A 16480-nucleotide genomic window follows, 5' to 3' on the forward strand; every position below is an offset into this window, starting at 1 on the left:
AGCGCGAAAGCTAGAATCGCGCGTATTGAGTGCGCCTCCGTCAGGCACCGGACGAGCGGGCCTCGTGATCGGGACGACCCAGGGCAGACTCGGAAAGCCCGAGTGGACAAGCGGTCCCGCCCGCTACCAACTCGAACGAACGCACGAAGGAGCGATGCCGCTCACGCCTACACCGCACGCGGCATTCACGACCGTGCTCCGACTGCTGAACACCGGCACGTACCCTGGCGTGTCGGTCGCGGCCAGTCGACTACGCCGTGGTGTCGATATGCGCGCGAACGGTGGTGCCATCGCCGCTCATCCATCCCTCTCTCGACGCGTAGTTGATCATCTGCGACCACTTTTCCGACCAACCCGTGTATTCCGCCAAGGCAGACGCTCGGCGGTACAATTCCGCGAGAACCAATTCGACATGGCCCGGCATCTCGCTTCGGCATGCTAATCCATGCTCTTCGAGGATTTCGATTGTTACTTGGACGGCTACCTCTGTCTCAACAAACAGTTGGTGGAGATTATCGACATCCACGAATGTCAGATCACCACCAGAATTTACGCGAATATAAATATTCACACCTCCTCATTGACGCACAAACCTTGATGTTTACATTAGTGGCCGATTCTCTGCAGCGATGCTTTGTCAGTCTCGTTATTTTATCCTGCATCGAGCAATTATCTCCTAGCAAAGAATGTCGGGCTAGTCACCAAAGGACGACTGCAGGAACCCCGCATCGGCACTCGTTAGTTGTGGGGGTCCCCTGCTGGCGTCCAGACTTCTACACGCTTGAGGAGCGCGGTACCGACATGAACTCCCGCTCGTAATACAGTGCCGGCTCGGTACCACTTGCGGAAACCGCAACGACCTCTCCTACCAGAATTGTGTGGTCTCCTGCCGGGTATCGAGCGTGCGACCTGCATTCGAGCGCCACCGGAGCACCCGCTAGTTGTGGTAGCTGAGATCTACTGCGCACAAACTGAGTGCCTCCGAACTTCTCAGCGCCTCGTGTTGCGAAGAGGCGCGCGATAGGCTCGTGCTCCGGCGCGATAATGTGCACCATCCAACGCTGCACCTGCTCAAAGGCACTGTGACACTCGGCACGTTCCGCGAGACACACAAGAACCAGCGGCGGATCCATCGACACCGAGCAAAATGAAGTAGCGGTAAATCCTCTCTCGACCCCAGAATTGTCTACAGTAGTAACGATTGTCACGCCACTGGGGAACCGCGCCATCGCGCTCCGGAATGCGGAGCCGTCTAATACGTCGGTGGTAGCTGACACCGGGATCCTCATTTCTCTTAGACAACGTCATATGAAGACAACTATCAGGGTAGCTCTGTCGATCGATTACAAGTGTTGCAGTCCGCTACAGGCTGGGGGGGAAGCCACAGCGTCAGCAACGGAGCGGTTGTTCGCGTAGGTACACAGGCCGAATCTTCCGCCTATCGAACTCACATCCGACCGGCGCCTAAGGCATATAGCGGCGGGAACGGACGTGTCGCTCGGTGCATCGGCGTCGGCCCCGGACAGGGCGTAGGGGCAATCGAAGCGGCTGACGGACGGGTACGACAGGAAGTTCAGGCGGCCTGTGCATGCACCACCGGGCTCGGCGAGCTGATCATCGTGATTCTCGCAGCGCGCTCGTATGCCGCGACACAAGCCGAAGGCCAGTTCCCGTTATCGGCCAGTCCCACTCGTTCGGCCCGATTCCACAGCTCTCGGCTATTGGCGACGACGTCGGGCGGCGGCGATGGCCACAGCGCCTGCCACGACGTCTACAGCCGCTCCCGCGGAACTGGGTTCAGCTTCCGCGCACTGTTCCACGCGGTAGGTCTGTGTGTGAAGCGACGTAACGAGCTCGATCAACCTCGATCAACGGAGCCGGTCGAACATCCAGCCCCCGGGTGTATCGCATTGCAACACACGTGTAGCGGTGGCAGTAGCGAAGCTGGGACAACCAATCAAGAGAGCGGCCGCACGGCCCAGTATAGGAGAGACGGTTGACTACCAAGAAGAAACTCAGGTTCGGACTGTTCATGCCCCCCCTTCACCGACCTGGCCTCAATCCTGATGTGGCATTCCGCCATAACCTGGAAATCGTCGAGCATCTTGACAACCTCGGTTATGACGAAGTGTGGGTTGGTGAACATCATTCCGGCGGAGTCGAGCTGATCGATTCGCCTGAAGTCTTCATCGCCGCTGCGGCTGAAAGAACCAAGTTCATTAAACTGGGAACGGGCGTTACGTCTCTCCCCTACCATCATCCACTGAATGTCGCCCAGCGTCTGGTGCAGCTCGATTATCAGACTCGTGGTCGCGTGATGTTCGGAGCCGGCCCTGGCCAATTGATCAGTGACGCCTCCATGTACGGCCTTGAGTCGACTCAACTCCGCCCGCGAATGCACGAGGCGCTCGATGTCATTCTCCGCCTCCTACGCGGTGAAACAGTAACCGAGAAGAGCGACTGGTACACCCTCGATCAGGCTCGATTGCACCTTTTGCCCTACTCCGACCTGGATGTTGTCGTCACCGCGGCCATCACGCCGTCTGGTCCGACGTTGGCAGGCAAGCATGGCGTTGGGATGGTGACATTATCGGCGACGAATCCACAAACGGTCGATGCACTTGAGGGCCAGTGGAATATTGCGGAACAGTCAGCGGCGGCTCATGGCAACACAGTGTCGCGCGACAAGTGGCGGCTGGTCGGCATTGTCCATCTGGCACCGACAATGGAAGACGCACGCCGTGATGTCCACTACGGATTTGACGAGATATTTGGCTACCTGCGGCATATCATTCCGGCCGCCATGCCGCCCGAGACACCAACAGTCGATGAACTAATCGATCTGGTGAACGAAACGGGCCTAGGAGTCATCGGGACAGCCGAGCAAGCCGTGCCAGCGATCCAGCGGCTGGTCGACATGTCAGGAGGATTCGGAGCTTTCCTTCTTCAAGGAGGAGATTTCGCGAGTCACGACGCTACGCTGCGCAGCTATCGGATCTTCGCCGAGCACGTGATTCCAAAGTTCACCGGCCTGAGCGACGCTACCCTGGATAGTTTTCAACGATTCGTCAAGTCGGAGACGCACGTCCAGCAAGTGCAGGCTGGTCTGACTGCAGCGTTCGAGCAGCACGCGTCAAACGGTTGAGATCAGGGGCAAATACTTCGAGGTGTCGCTCGCAACTCGCAACACCTGTCAGCCAACACACTTTCTTTTCAGAAGGGCACTTCAAATGGTCGAAAAAGTTGAAGCCATCAACGAGAGCCTGGTCCGCGAAATCAAGCTCGCCAGCGTACCGCGAGCCGAACGCGACGCTAGGAATTATGATCGGCTGCGGAACAAGGTAGTCCTAATAACCGGTGGCGCGAGCGGAATGGGGGCCGCTGAGGCCCGGTTATTCGTTAACGAGGGCGCACGCGTGATCATTGCTGACATCCAGGATGAGCGGGGCAAAGAGTTGGCGGAGGATCTCGGTGACGGAGCCGTCTACACCCATCTCGACGTCCGCTCTGACGCGGACTGGGCCGCCGCTGTTGAGACCTCACTGAGCGCTTTCGGAAGTCTCACCACATTGATCAATAACGCTGGGCTCGCACGGTATGGGCTCATCCAAGATCAGGAATCCGCAGATTGGTCGAGTCTTGTCGACATCATGCTATTTGGCACTTACCGCGGAATCAAAGCTGTGACACCAGCAATTACCAATGCGGGAGGAGGCTCCATTATCGCCATCTCGTCGCTGGACGGGATCGCTTCCCATCCTGGACTTTCGGCATATTCCTCGGCAAAGTTCGCAGTTCGGGGTCTTGTACGGAGCGCTGCTCTCGAACTCGGCCGAAGCAACATCCGGGTTAATGCGATCATCCCAGGATTGATCGACACTCCCCTTATTCGTCCTGAAGGGGCATCGAAAGAGGCGCTGGCGCCGATGGAAGAGCAGGTGCCTCTTGGCTACGCCGCAGATCCTCACGAGATAGCCCTGGCAGCGCTGTACCTTTCGTCGGATGACTCCTGGTATGTGTCGGGGTCCGACCTTACGGTCGACGGCGGTGTAACCGCCAAGGTTCCGCTGGAGGCTCGATGACCAACGCCACTCAGGGTGGGCGATCGACTACCAGGCAGGCAGACTTCTCGCTGGTCATCGACGGAAAGCTGGTGGCTGGGAGCTCGTCTTTCGGTGTCATCAATCCAGCTACCGAGCGCATCGCCGGAGTAGCTCCCGCCGCAGATGAAGCGCAGCTGAACTCGGCAGTGACGGCAGCCTCACTAGCGGCTGGCAGTTCGTGGGCTACCGATGAAGATGCGCGGCGCGAAGCCATGATCGCGGCCGCCGACGCTCTCGAAGCCGAATCGCCACGCATTGCCGAAATTCTCACTGACGAACAAGGCAAACCACTTGCAGATGCCGTGAGAGAGATCGCCACAGCTGGTCTCTGGCTGCGACACTTCGCCCGGTTAGACGACACACCGGAGGTAATACAGGACGACACCGCCGGATATGCCGAGGTTCGGCGCAGCCCACTAGGAGTAGTCGCGGCGATCACCCCATGGAATTTTCCCATTGCCTTGGCAATGTGGAAGATCGCGCCGGCCCTGCGGACCGGAAATACGCTCGTGCTGAAGCCCTCGCCTTACACGCCGCTGGCGACCCTAGCTGTCGGCGAAGTGTTCGCCCGGCACCTGCCTGCCGGGGTGCTCAACGTAGTCACTGGCCCAGACCCGCTTGGCGCGCAGCTGACTGCGCATAAAGCCGTGCGCAAGATAAGTTTCACCGGCTCGACCGCCACGGGCAAACGAGTCGCCGCCGCCGCGGCGGCAGATCTCAAGCGTGTCACGCTGGAACTCGGAGGGAACGACCCAGCAATCATCTTGGACGATGCTGATCCTCAGGCTATTGCTGAGGATCTCTTCTGGGGCGCCTTCCGCAATAACGGCCAGGTCTGCCTTGCTGTGAAGAGGGCCTACGTCCACGAGTCCATCTACAGGGAGGTAGTCGACCTGCTCTCCGACATCGCCAAATCCATCACTGTTGGTGCAGGCCGCGAGCCGGACAGCCAGCTCGGGCCGCTCAACAATCGTCCCCAGTACGAACGAGTGAAGGACCTTACCACCCATGCCCTGGACCGAGGGGCCGCTCGCGCCACTGCCGGCGGAAAGCCGATCAGCGGTGTGGGGTACTTTTTCGAACCGACGATCCTCGAAGGAGTTACCGATGAGGACGAAGTAGTTGCCGAGGAGCAGTTTGGTCCGGTGCTGCCAGTGCTGTCGTTCCGTGGAGAGCAGGAGGCGATTGCCCGCGCCAACTCGACTGACTACGGTCTCACCGCATCGGTCTGGTCACAGGACCCCGAGCGGGCGCGAGCAATCGGCGATCAGCTTGACTGCGGGCAGGTGTCGATCAACCAGCACGGCAGCGCAGTGCGCCCAGATCTACCCTTCGGTGGCCACAAATCGAGTGGACTCGGTGTAGAGAACGGACGATGGGGCCTGGCCGAGTACACCCAACTCCAGGCGGTAGTTGGGCCCTCTCGCCAATAGACATCGCCGCAGTCGGACTTGGACCATTCCAAACGACACCCTGTGTCCCAACTTGGGACACAGGGTGTCGCGTGTCACACACGATGATGTGATAATGACACTCCCACGCAGAACCTAGTGGGGAGGTGGGCGTAAGGAGTTGCCGACAATGGAATGGTCGTTCTCAACAGTCGCGAAGTCACGTCAGGAGTTCTTCGCAACCGGCTCACTGCCGGCGGACACTCCGGTGCCCCTGGCAGTCGCCCATTCGTGGCAACGCTCTCTACGCAGCGGGTTGAAGACAGACAACGCACTGCCCCGGCCCGGCACCTCAACCGAACCGATCGATGGAAAGCTGGTGCGTGCCGCCCGACAGGTACTCCACGAGCGACGGGATGTCGTCACCAACCTGCCGTATGCGATCGTCCTGACGTCCACAGATGGCAGAGTCCTGCTCCGCGCCACAGACAATTCGAGCTTCTCTAGCACTCTCGACGAGATCGGCGTACTACCCGGCTGGAGCGTCGCTGAGGACGCAGTAGGCACTGCGAGCCTCGCCATATTACAAGAAACCGGGAGATCGGTGATCGTCCGCGGCCCTGAGCACTTCTCAGCGCAAGCGCAGCAGATGTCAAGCGCCGCCATACACGTACGCCACCCGGTCACGCAGCGCAAACTCGGCTGCGTGAGCGTAGTATGCTCGTTCGTCGATTCCAGTCCACTCATGCTCTTGTGGGCACAGGAGTTCGCGTCAGACGTAGCGTCGTGCCTGTTGGACATGTCTACTGAGCGTGAACGGGCACTGTTTGCCACATATATCCGCAGCACCAAGAACGGTAGACAGTCGGTAGTCTGTATCGACGACAAAACCGTCGTCGGGAACGCCAAAAGCACCCAACTAATGTCCCAGATCGACCAGCAGTCGTTGTGGGACCTCGCAGCCACTGTCAGGAAATCGTCGGAAACGGTCAGAAGGTCCTTCGACCTAGAGGGACAGGGCCAGGTTCGGGCCGAATGCGCGCCTATCGAGACAAACTCCGGCCTGCACGCCGGAGTCATCATTCGTTTCGACCGAATCGTAGACGCGACCATGCCGGCACCCGCAACGCTGGTCAAGGAAGCTGAAATACCAGCAGTCGAGCGTTCACTCTCGGGGATGGTTGGCCATACACATGCTTGGCGGCGCTTCTGCGCCGATGCTGACGCGGCAATGGCCCGGCCATCGCCCATCTTGGTGGTTGGGGAACCCGGGACTGGAAAGACCACGGCCATTGAGGCACTGTGTCCACATGACCGACACAGCCTTTGCCACACCGCGGAAGAGTGTTATGAAGCGCTCTCCGACGACAACTGCCGTTTCCTACTTATAGAAGATGTAATGTGGATCGACCAGAAACATCTCCGTTCAATCTTGGCGCGGGCACAGCACCAGAACGTCAAAGTCTTAGCGACATACCGCACAGATGTCGGGGCCCGCGCCGCCACCATGCTGCACGACGTCACAACACACTTCAGCGTCGCAGCATTACCGGCCTTACGTGACCGACGTGACGACCTTCCCGAACTACTGCAGGCATTGACCACAGCCGAATGCGGCCGCGCTGGACCCACCTGGCTGCCTGAGACCGTTTCTCTCCTCAACCGCCTGCCTTGGACTCACAACGTCGCTGAGCTCCGCTTTGTGGTTGCCGACGTTCTCCGCAACCGCCGCGACAGAATAGATGTCCGTGTCTGCGACCTTCCCGCCGACATCCAACTCCACAGAAACATGCGCAAGCTGAGCCGCCTCGAAGAGAGCGAGGCTATCGCGATAATCACCGCTATGCGCGACGCTGACGGCAACAAGAAACTCGCAGCCGAGTTCTTAGGGGTCGCGCGCTCAACCCTCTATCGGAAAGCTCGCGCCTTAGGGTTAGATACGTCAAATTTCAACTTCTGACTGCCTCACAATTCTCGGGCAAGATTTCAAGTTGGCCTCGCTTGGGCTTGGTAGTCGATATTTGATGGTTCGAGGCCAGCCACGCCTCAAACCCTGGGCCGATTTACCACTTTAGGTTAGTCGAACTCCAGAGAAGTCGCATACGCCAAGGGTTGTTGAGAAGTTGGCGCGTAGAACCCACCTCGAATGCGCGCGTCCGATACTGAACGGAACCAGCACCGAGAACTGATCCGACTCGAGCACAAGTCGTCGTCGACGTCAATCTCCCGGCTGTCGTTAAAAGACGCATTCAATTCGTCGCGCAGTACAGAGATTCGGGACGTGTATGGCGTGTCCCCCGTGAACCGGTCCGGGTGGTTCTAGAGTCCTGGCGTGTCCCCCGTGAACCGGTCCGGGTGGTTCTAGAGTCCTGATTGCCCTGTTGAGGGCGGAGAAGGGACGATAGGGATCATGGCGGGACGGAAGCGTCACTCGGCTGAGGACATCGTGCGCAAGTTGCGCCGAGCCGATGAACTGGCGGCCGAGGGCAAGAACGGCGAGGAGATCGCCGCCGACCTCGAGGTGTCGGCGGCCACCTTGTACAACTGGCGCCGCCAGTACGGCGGTATGGACGCTGATGCCGCCAAGGAACTCAAGGAGCTACGCGAGCAGAACGGCCGGCTCAAGCGCCTGCTCGCCGACGCCGAGTTGGAGAAAGACGCGCTGCGGGAGATCGCCAAGGGAAAATTCTGAGCCCGACCGCCAAACGCGCCGCGATCGACATGCTCAAAGACGTGAAGAACATGTCAGAACGTATGGCGTGCAGCGTTGTTGGGCTTTCACGGTCTACCTACCGGCGTCTGCCGTTGGCTCAGACACCGGCCGACCCGGACGCTGGTATGCGTGCACAGCTACGCACCTACGCCCGCAAGCACCCGCGACACGGGTTCCGGCGGGCGTGGGCGCACCTGCGGTTCGACGACGGTATCGAGGTGAACAAGAAGAAGGTGCATCGGCTGTGGACGGAGGAGGGCCTGCAGGTGCGCCGGGCGCCGCGGCGCAAACGAGCCGGGCAATCGTCAGTGCCGATCGTGGCGCCGGATGCGCCGAAGGTGGTGTGGGCATTGGACTTTCAGTTTGACTCGACCGTGGATGGCAAGAAGGTCAAGATCGCATCAATGGTCGATGAACACACCCGGATGTCGTTGCTCAACATCGTGGATCGCTCGATCACCGCCGACCGGTTGGTCGAGGAATTGGAGAAGACCTTCGCGATCTGGGGTGGCCCACCCATGGTGCTACGCATGGACAACGGCCCTGAGTTCATCTCAGAGGCGCTCCAGGCGTGCTGTGCAGGGTCGGTAGGCATCTCCTATATTCCGCCCGGCACGCCGTGGAACAACGGGTTCATCGAATCGTTCAACAACCGGCTTCGCGACGAGTGCCTGAACCGCAACTGCTGGCCCACCCTGCTCGAAGCTCGCGTGGTGATCGACGATTTCAAAGACGACCACAACCACCGGCACCGCCACTCGGCGCTGGGCTACCAGACCCCGGCCGAGTACGCTGCCCGATGCACCCACCAGCACCACCCTGTGGGCTGCGAGATCGACTGACCGACAGCTAGAAGAAACTGGCTCTAGAACTGCCTGGACCGGCTATCGGGGACCTGCCATGTAGCGAATTGCAACATCCATATGTTCATCAGAGCGTGAAACTCACAGCAGATACTAGTCCGGCTTCCGCCAAGAGAACCCGAAAGGAATCCTGCTATGAGACGTATTGAGGTGGAACCCGGCGTGTCCATCGCGTATGACGACATCGGCCCCCGGGACGGCCGCGCGATCGTCCTCTTGCACGCTTGGGGGTTCGGCCGCCAAGCCTGGGATCGCCAATCCCGGGCGTGGTCGACCGACAATCGCATCATTGCGGTGGATCTGCGCGGCCACGGAGACTCTGATAAGCCTACGTCGGCGCTGGGTCCTGACCGGTTAGCCGACGATGCGGTGGCTGTACTCGATCACTTGGGCCTCAGCTCCGCTTCACTGGTCGGATGGTCTCTCGGCGGCGCTGTCGCGGTACGTATCGCTAGTCGCTACCCGAGTCGGGTCGAGAGACTGGTTCTAGTTGCTCCCTTTGGGCCGAAATACTTAGCGGGCGAGAATAATCCGTACGGTGTGCCTACCGAGATCGCGGAAGGGGCGCTGTCTGCAGAAGCTCTTTCGGGCGAAGAGTTTCGCCTGGCAACCATCGATCAAATGCCGAAGTCTCCTTACTCGGAGGGGCTGCGCCACGCCCTGATGACACTAGCTCTACGCGCCCCAACCTGGAGCGCCGGAGTCATGCTTGACGAATTCATGCAGCACGATCTGGGGCCCGAACTGCCCTCCGTCCGTGCGTTGACTTTGATTTGCCAAGGCCGAGCCGACGCGATTGCCCCAGCAGAAAGAGTCCAGCAATACCAAGCGGGAATCTCGAATGCGCGAATCGCGTGGTTCGAGGAATCAGGGCATTCGCCAAACCTAGAGGAGACGGCGCAATTCAACACCATCGTAAGTCAGTTCGTAAACCAAACATAAGAGAGCCTCGGCAAGTGAATAGATGCAGATATTTAGTTACCGGTGCGGCGTCAGGCATCGGCGACGCGGTGACACGAGGACTGGTGGCAGACGGACACGAGGTTGTCAGTCTAGACCGCCACGCACCAGTCATTGACGTCGCGGCTCACATTCCCGTCGATTTGGGCGACCGCCACAGCATCGACGCCGCCATCGATGAACTCGACGGGTCCTGGGATGCGCTGATCAACGTAGCCGGCGTTCCAGGAACCTACCCACCGGAAACAGTTTTTGCGGTGAACTTCCTCGGACTTCGGCATCTCACTGAGAGTCTTATCGATCGACTTCGTACGGGAGGATCAGTAGTTTCGGTGGCGTCGACAGCCGGATTTCGCTGGCCTAGTCACATTGAGGAACTAACAAACCTGATTGTTGAAGAAACATCCTTCGACCTTGGCGCTGCCTGGTTTGCGGCATCTGAGCGTAGTGAGGCCGCTTACAGCCTCTCGAAAGAGGCGGTCACTATATACACACTCCACCGCGCGCTTTACTACGCCAAACGAGGCCTCCGCATAAACGCGGTACTCCCCGGACCCGTGCAAACACCGATTCTCGGAGATTTCGAAGCGACCATGGGAAAGTCGCTCCTCGACAGTGTCAAATCACTCTTCGGGCGGCATGCAACCCCTCAGGAAGTGGCCGATGTGGTAATCTTTCTGGTCTCGCCGAACGCTAACTGGGTCAACGGTCAGGCGATCGCAGTCGACCGTGGCATCAGCGCTGCATGGGCGTCAGGGGTGCTGACACCACCGCGATGACCGGCGAGCACTTCCTGCCAGTTCTCGCCTTGGAACGCAAGCGAAGGGAATCGAGATCAACCCAGGCTCCCTGTACTCACCTCGCAATACTCCAATTCCTGCCATTGCACGGTCGGCGATTACCGCGCTTGGTGAGAAGTCGCGACGAGTATGTTCAGCGGGCAGATGAGTACTGTTGTCCTGTTTCAAGCTCCTCAAGAACAGCTTCGCATGGTCGAGGGGAGGGCGGATTCAACCGGTCGCTGCAACAGCGGGATCGGTTGGTCCTGATCGTAGTAGTTCGTCGAGCTTGTAGGCGGGGCTGCGCCAACCGTGCCGCTTGCGGGGTCGGGCGTCGAGTTCGGCGGCGACGTTGGCCAGGATGCCCGGCCCGTGAAACGACAGGTCGGTTCCTTTGGGAAAGTATTGGCGTAGCAGGCCGTTGGTGTTCTCGTTGCTGCCTCGCTGCCAGGGGCTGTGTGGGTCGGCAAAGTAGATCGGCAGCCCGGTCGCTGCGGTGATCGCGGTGTGCAACGCCATCTCCGAGCCCTGATTCCAGGTCAACGACCGCTGCAAGATCTCGGGAATCTGGGGTACCGCCGCGGTCATAGCAGCAGCGACAGTTTCGGCGGTGTGATCCTCGCGAAGGTGCAACAGCATCACGAACCCGGTAGTGCGCTCGACGAGCGTGCCGATCGCCGAGGGGTTACCGGTCCCCATGATCAGGTCACCTTCCCAATGGCCAGGCACCGCCCGATCATCGGCCTCGGCCGGCCGCTCACTGATCGACACCATGTTTTTGAAACGTGCACGGTCAGAGGTGTTGCGTCCCTGCGCTTTACGATGGAACCGCCCGGTACGCAACGCGATCTGGACCTCCTTTTTGAGTCCGCCACGAGCCTGAACGTAGAGCGCCTGATAGATCGTTTCGTGGGACACCTGCATCTCCGGGTCGTCGGGAAACTCCGCCGACAACGATCCCGAGATCTGTGCCGGGCTCTGCCGGACTTTGAGTCGTTCGGCGACTTCAGTGTAAAGACGGGCGCCCTCGACCAACTTGCGTTGTTTGGGGCGCCGCGCTGCGGCCTGGGCCCTGTTCTGCCCAACCAGAGCCCGATAGCAACCCTGCTGGTCTGCTGGTCTGCTGGTCTGCCACGCACCACTTCCCGGCTGATCGTCGAGGGTGCGCGGCCAAGCAGCCGTGCGATCTGCGCCTGGGTGTAGCCGGCGGTGAGCATTTCTTCGATACCGGCAGCGGTCTATCCAGGACAACGGGCCGCTACCGGGGGCGACCGTTGCTTCTAGTTCGGCATTGATCGTCACAGGGCGCACCCCGCCAGCCTGCTTGAACCATCTTTGGCCAGCCTTTTTCGACACGCCGGCAGTTCTGGCTGCCGCCGCGACAGTCAGTCCCTGACGTAATCCGAACCAGAACTGCCCGCGGACCTCAGCAGATATGGTCCGGCCTTGACCGCGACCGCTGGGCAACGAACGCCCCGCAGAGTGCATCCACGCGTAGCCGGTAAACGATGACACCCCGATCGATCGAGCCGCTGCTACAACCGAGGCCCCCGCATCGATCTCAACCCAAAACCGAGCCCGCAACTCCTCCCCAACGCGCACCCCAGCAACAGCCACCAAAGCCTCCACAAGTCAGGCTGTTGCGGCGACCACTTGACCCTGCCGAGCCTTCGCCCCCTGAATCGTCTACCTACACAATACGTGCGGAAAGTTCTGGGGTAGATGGTGGGGCTGAAGTCTACACGAGGGCAATTAACAATTTCTTAGTTCCCTGCTCGCGGCATTGCGTCTGCCGGAGTTTTCGATGCCCCGAACTCGCAGTGCGCGTTCAAGGGCACTGTTGTCGTTCACTAGACGCACCGAGGCCGGCCCGAGATCCGCTACGATCGTCGCCACTATGGCAGCATCGACCGATTTGTTGACGGAATCAGATCCGATATGTTGAATGTGTATTAATCCAGCCGCGTCGGCAGAGGGCAGACACGGTCGTGCCTGATGGCGCTCTTGTAGCGCCAAAGAACTTGCGTCGCCAGTGTGCAATTGTACGCCAACGGCCCCTTTATGATCTCCATCCACGATGACAAGATAGATCACGTCTGAGTTGGCCAGCCGATAAATTGCAACCTCGTTTTGAGGTACTCTCGCGGTCGAAATCCTCTCAACGGATAATCCGTAATCCAGATAGTCGTCCCGGATATCAGTGACCGTTATCATCGACAGACCTTCCGCGGCGGCGAATCTACCGAGTTCGGACAGATTTGGGAGATCCCATCCCGGGGCTCCACCACTTACAACGGTCGCGAACAGCGCGGCCGGTTGACGACCGGCCGCAGCCACCACCTGAACAGCTGCTTCGGCGATGCTGTCCCGCTCGGCGAGTCCCGCTTCGGCAATGCGCACCGGAACGACATGCCCCGGTCGGGTAAAGTCGCGCGGGCCGCTTTCGACGTCCGCCAACAGCGTAGACGTGCGCGCACGATCGCTGGCCGAAATTCCGGTCGTTACCCCGTCTATGGCGTCGACAGTTACACGTGCCCAGAGCTCGACCAAATCAGTCTCGTCGACACCCTCCATCCTGGGTAGTTCCAAGCGATCACAATCGGACGCTGGCAGTGCGACACATAGGAGGCCCGAGCTGTGCCGGACCATGAATGCAACATTCTGCGCTGTCGCGCATTCGGCCGCAAGAATGAGGTAGCCCTGTACCCGTGAGTGATCTCTATCGTCAACGATCATCACGAGGTTGCCTTCAGAGAGCGATTCTGTGGCTCTACGTATGCGTAGTTGAGGATCGGATCCAATCGGGGCGCATCCTCGACGGGTGCTCCCCGCAGTCTTTTGAGCTCGCGTCATGGCGCTCCGTTCGTCGCGGATGTGCGTACCGGGTCCAGCTCCGCATTGCAAGCGGGCAGTTCTCTTGGTTGACGGCTACGTCTTCAGTAGGACCGTGGAAGACCGAAGGTTTCGGCGAGGTTGTTACGCGCCATCTCGTTGCTGATGGGCGCGATCCGGAACTGACGCAGATCCCGCCAGAAGCGTTGCGCGTGAGTCTCCGACGAGATGCCCATCCCACCGAGGACCTGAATGCCGCGATCGGCCGAGGCAACGGCAAGCTCGGAAGTCACGACCTTAACGATGTTCGCCTCCTTGTGGCAGTTCGCACCCGACGCCTCGCGCCAAGCGGCGTCGAATGTAAGTAGCTCGCACTGCTTCTGGGCGAGGGCGGTGTCGGCGATGTAGTGCTGGATGATCTGGTGCCCGCCGATCACCTTTCCGAATGCGGTGCGGGTCGATGCGTATTCGACGGACTCCTCGAGGATGCCGTCCAGCATGCCCAACGCCAGTGCACCGCTCATCACCCGCTCGTTGTTCAGTGAAGCGACGAGCACTTTGAAGCCCTGGTTCTCGACGCCGAGCAGTTGTGAGTCGGACACGAACACGTCGTCGAGGAAGACCTCACATGACCCCATCGCGCGCATGCCCATCTTGGGGATGTATCTCATCTCGATACCCGGCGAGTCCGTCGGGACGAGCAGAAGTGTCGTCGGGGGACGCTTGCCGGGACCTTCAGGATCGCCGCTTCTTGCGAGCAGCAGCAGATACGTGGCCTGCTTTGCTCCAGTGGACCACATCTTCTGCCCGGAGACCTTCCAGCCACCGGGCACCTTGGTGGCACGCGTGCGCATCGCACCGAGCAGATCGGTGCCGCCGCCGGGTTCGGTCACCGCGATGGAGAAGCGGATGCGACCGGCGGCGAGTGCGGGGAGAAGTTCCTTCTTCTGTTCCTCGGTACCGCCGTGGCTCAGCGCCTTCGCACCGGCGAACGAGGGGATGCCCCACACCCAGGACAGGCCGCCGAGGCTTCGCGCGAGCTCCCGGGCCAGGACAGCGGTGTCAACGGCGTCACCACCCTGCCCGCCATACGCCTCGTCGATGCCCATGGCGTGAAAGCCAGCGTCGGCCATGGCATCCCAGAGTTCGAACGGATACTGGTACTCCTGCTTCTCCAGCTCCAGAGCGCGCTCGGGAGGAAAATTCTTGTCCACCCACCCGCGCACGTAGTCGCGGAAGTCACGGCGGGCGTCGTCCAAATCCAACAGCATGGGCTGACCTTACGATTGTGGGGACTCGGTCGACTGTCCCGAAACAGGACAGCCGGGTGCGGAATTGGGTGTCTCAGACCCGCCACACGAGCGGTCCGGGCCGAGAGATGAAGATGGCGGGGATGACCGCGCTGCGGCCCAGCCGGGTCAGTCCGACCGCGAGCTCGGCGATCTCGACCGGGTCGATCATGGTGTCGGCCGGGACCTCACCGGTCAGAGGTGCGGTCATGTCCGTCGCCACGTAACCAGGGCACAACGCAGTGGCACTGACCCCGCCGAGCGACTCCTCTGTGTTCAGCGTCTCGCACAGCGATGTCAACGCGGCCTTGCTCGCGCCATAAGCCGAGTTCAACGGCTCCGAGGCCGTCCCGGTCAGCGACGAGATCGCGATCACCCGACTCGATCCGGCGTCACCCGCGGTAGCCCGGAGCAGAGGCAGCAATTGCTGGATGAGCAGATACGCAGAGCGGACATTGACGGTCAGCAGCTTGTCCAACCTGCGGACCGGGAACTCGTCGAACGGGCCGATCGAGCCCATGCCGGCATTGAGTACCAGGGCGTCGAGGCGACCGAAGCGGTCCCGGTGTGCGGCGGCCAGCCTCGAGACGTCCTCTTCCGACGCCATGTCCGCCACGACCGCGCTCACCTCGCTTGCCGACTCGGCACGCAGCGAGTCCGTCGCCTCGGCGAGAGTGGATTCGGTTCGCGCACTGACGGTGAGATCCCATCCGGCAGAGGCGAACCGGCGGGCAATCTCGAGACCGATCCCCCGTGACGCGCCGGTCACCAGCGCGGTGCGGCTCATCGCGGTGCCATCCGCAGAGCGCCGTCGAGCCGGATGGTCTCACCGTTGAGCATCGGGTTGTCGACGATGTGCGCAACGAGGTCGGCATATTCGGTCGGCCGGCCCAACCGTGAGGGATGGGGGATCTGTTCCTCCAGCGACGCACGAGCGTCGTCGGTCAACCCCTGCAAGATCGGGGTGGCGAACATTCCCGGCGCGATGGTGACAACGCGGATCAACGATTCGGCCAGATCCCTGGCGACCGGCAACGTCATCCCTGCGATCGCCGCCTTGGATGCGGAGTAGGACGCCTGGCCGACCTGCCCGTCGAAAGCGGCCACCGATGCCGTGTTCACGATGACGCCGCGCTCCCCCTCGACGGGGTCGGTGGCCGCGATCGCCTCGGCGGCGAGCCGGATCACGTTGAAGGTCCCCAGCAGGTTGATCGAGATGACGCGCTCGAACCGGTCGAGCGCGAGGGGGCCGCGACGTCCGAGGGTCTTGGCTGGGTCGCCGATGCCCGCGCAGTTGATCGTGATCCGCAGGGGAGCCAGGGACGAGGCGGTCTCGATGGCTGCCGAGATCTGTTCGCTGTCACGCACATCGGCGGGCACGAAGGTGATGCCTTCCGAGCGTTCGGCGACATCCGCGCCGGGCGATCCGGGGAGATCGACGATCACGACCTGCGCTCCGGCGGCGCTGAGCTTTTCGGCGGTGGCGAGGCCGAGACCCGACGCTCCACCGGTGACCAGGGCCGAGCTTCCGCTGACCTTCACTGAGATTC

14 protein-coding genes are annotated in these 16480 nt (G+C 60.7%); 7 read left to right on the plus strand and 7 right to left on the minus strand.

What is annotated here, in order from left to right:
* Window positions 1-250: 250 nt before the first annotated feature.
* Entirely contained in the window at window positions 251-571 is a 321-nt protein-coding gene (locus BCM27_RS25810) for a hypothetical protein (protein ID WP_004023641.1), read from the minus strand.
* 202 nt (window positions 572-773) lie between these two features.
* Complete coding sequence (locus BCM27_RS25530; RefSeq protein WP_004023642.1) at window positions 774-1289, minus strand: flavin reductase family protein; 516 nt, start codon at window positions 1287-1289, stop codon at window positions 774-776.
* Window positions 1290-1996: 707 nt separating this feature from the next.
* Between BCM27_RS25530 and BCM27_RS17640 the strand changes: the two genes are divergently transcribed.
* The 7 genes from BCM27_RS17640 to BCM27_RS25535 all read left to right on the plus strand — a co-directional run bounded on the left by BCM27_RS17640 (window position 1997) and on the right by BCM27_RS25535 (window position 10809).
* Window positions 1997-3145, plus strand: coding sequence for an LLM class flavin-dependent oxidoreductase (locus tag BCM27_RS17640; protein ID WP_004023643.1), 1149 nt, complete (start codon window positions 1997-1999; stop codon window positions 3143-3145).
* Between the two features lie 85 nt (window positions 3146-3230).
* Window positions 3231-4082 carry an SDR family NAD(P)-dependent oxidoreductase gene (locus tag BCM27_RS17645; RefSeq protein ID WP_004023644.1) on the plus strand — a complete coding sequence of 284 codons (852 nt, stop codon included), beginning with the start codon at window positions 3231-3233 and terminating at the stop codon, window positions 4080-4082.
* Entirely contained in the window at window positions 4079-5536 is a 1458-nt protein-coding gene (locus tag BCM27_RS17650) for an aldehyde dehydrogenase family protein (protein ID WP_004023645.1), read from the plus strand. Before BCM27_RS17645 ends, BCM27_RS17650 begins: the two co-directional genes overlap by 4 nt.
* A 148-nt stretch (window positions 5537-5684) precedes the next feature.
* Window positions 5685-7454 (plus strand): helix-turn-helix domain-containing protein, encoded by a 1770-nt coding sequence (locus BCM27_RS17655; protein WP_004023646.1) that lies wholly within the window; start codon window positions 5685-5687, stop codon window positions 7452-7454.
* Between the two features lie 450 nt (window positions 7455-7904).
* A protein-coding gene (locus BCM27_RS17665; protein WP_085944180.1) for an IS3 family transposase occupies window positions 7905-9049 on the plus strand; the annotation gives its coding sequence in 2 pieces (ribosomal slippage) (window positions 7905-8172 and window positions 8172-9049; 1146 coding nt in all).
* Window positions 9050-9232: 183 nt separating this feature from the next.
* Window positions 9233-10012, plus strand: coding sequence for an alpha/beta fold hydrolase (locus BCM27_RS17670; protein ID WP_157781284.1), 780 nt, complete (start codon window positions 9233-9235; stop codon window positions 10010-10012).
* 14 nt (window positions 10013-10026) lie between these two features.
* Window positions 10027-10809 carry a coniferyl-alcohol dehydrogenase gene (locus BCM27_RS25535; RefSeq protein ID WP_081487062.1) on the plus strand — a complete coding sequence of 261 codons (783 nt, stop codon included), beginning with the start codon at window positions 10027-10029 and terminating at the stop codon, window positions 10807-10809.
* Window positions 10810-11040: 231 nt separating this feature from the next.
* Here the strand turns inward: BCM27_RS25535 and BCM27_RS17680 are convergent, their stop codons facing one another.
* The 5 genes from BCM27_RS17680 to BCM27_RS17695 form a co-directional block, all read right to left on the minus strand.
* Window positions 11041-12297 carry an IS30 family transposase gene (locus tag BCM27_RS17680; RefSeq protein ID WP_085944181.1) on the minus strand — a complete coding sequence of 419 codons (1257 nt, stop codon included), beginning with the start codon at window positions 12295-12297 and terminating at the stop codon, window positions 11041-11043.
* 264 nt (window positions 12298-12561) lie between these two features.
* Entirely contained in the window at window positions 12562-13662 is a 1101-nt protein-coding gene (locus BCM27_RS25540; protein ID WP_004023653.1) for a 3,4-dihydroxy-2-butanone-4-phosphate synthase, read from the minus strand.
* Between the two features lie 83 nt (window positions 13663-13745).
* On the minus strand, window positions 13746-14912 hold the full coding sequence (locus tag BCM27_RS17685; RefSeq protein WP_004023654.1) for an acyl-CoA dehydrogenase family protein: 1167 nt from the start codon (window positions 14910-14912) through the stop codon (window positions 13746-13748).
* A gap of 73 nt (window positions 14913-14985) precedes the next feature.
* Complete coding sequence (locus BCM27_RS17690; protein WP_004023655.1) at window positions 14986-15717, minus strand: SDR family NAD(P)-dependent oxidoreductase; 732 nt, start codon at window positions 15715-15717, stop codon at window positions 14986-14988.
* Window positions 15714-16472, minus strand: coding sequence for an SDR family NAD(P)-dependent oxidoreductase (locus BCM27_RS17695; RefSeq protein ID WP_004023656.1), 759 nt, complete (start codon window positions 16470-16472; stop codon window positions 15714-15716). Before BCM27_RS17695 ends, BCM27_RS17690 begins: the two co-directional genes overlap by 4 nt.
* Window positions 16473-16480 lie beyond the last annotated feature (8 nt).

It is taken from the genome of Gordonia terrae, assembly GCF_001698225.1.
GTDB lineage: Bacteria > Actinomycetota > Actinomycetes > Mycobacteriales > Mycobacteriaceae > Gordonia > Gordonia terrae.

What these genes read in the sequence shown, in the direction of transcription:
- BCM27_RS25530 (WP_004023642.1), bottom strand. Translation starts at nt 1,289, where the DNA reads ATGAGGATCCCGGTGTCAGCTACCACCGACGTATTAGACGGCTCCGCA.
- BCM27_RS17645 (WP_004023644.1), top strand. Translation starts at nt 3,231, where the DNA reads ATGGTCGAAAAAGTTGAAGCCATCAACGAGAGCCTGGTCCGCGAAATC.
- BCM27_RS17690 (WP_004023655.1), bottom strand. Translation starts at nt 15,717, where the DNA reads ATGAGCCGCACCGCGCTGGTGACCGGCGCGTCACGGGGGATCGGTCTC.
- BCM27_RS17650 (WP_004023645.1), top strand. Translation starts at nt 4,079, where the DNA reads ATGACCAACGCCACTCAGGGTGGGCGATCGACTACCAGGCAGGCAGAC.
- BCM27_RS17680 (WP_085944181.1), bottom strand. Translation starts at nt 12,297, where the DNA reads ATGCACTCTGCGGGGCGTTCGTTGCCCAGCGGTCGCGGTCAAGGCCGG.
- BCM27_RS17685 (WP_004023654.1), bottom strand. Translation starts at nt 14,912, where the DNA reads ATGCTGTTGGATTTGGACGACGCCCGCCGTGACTTCCGCGACTACGTG.
- BCM27_RS17655 (WP_004023646.1), top strand. Translation starts at nt 5,685, where the DNA reads ATGGAATGGTCGTTCTCAACAGTCGCGAAGTCACGTCAGGAGTTCTTC.
- BCM27_RS25540 (WP_004023653.1), bottom strand. Translation starts at nt 13,662, where the DNA reads ATGACGCGAGCTCAAAAGACTGCGGGGAGCACCCGTCGAGGATGCGCC.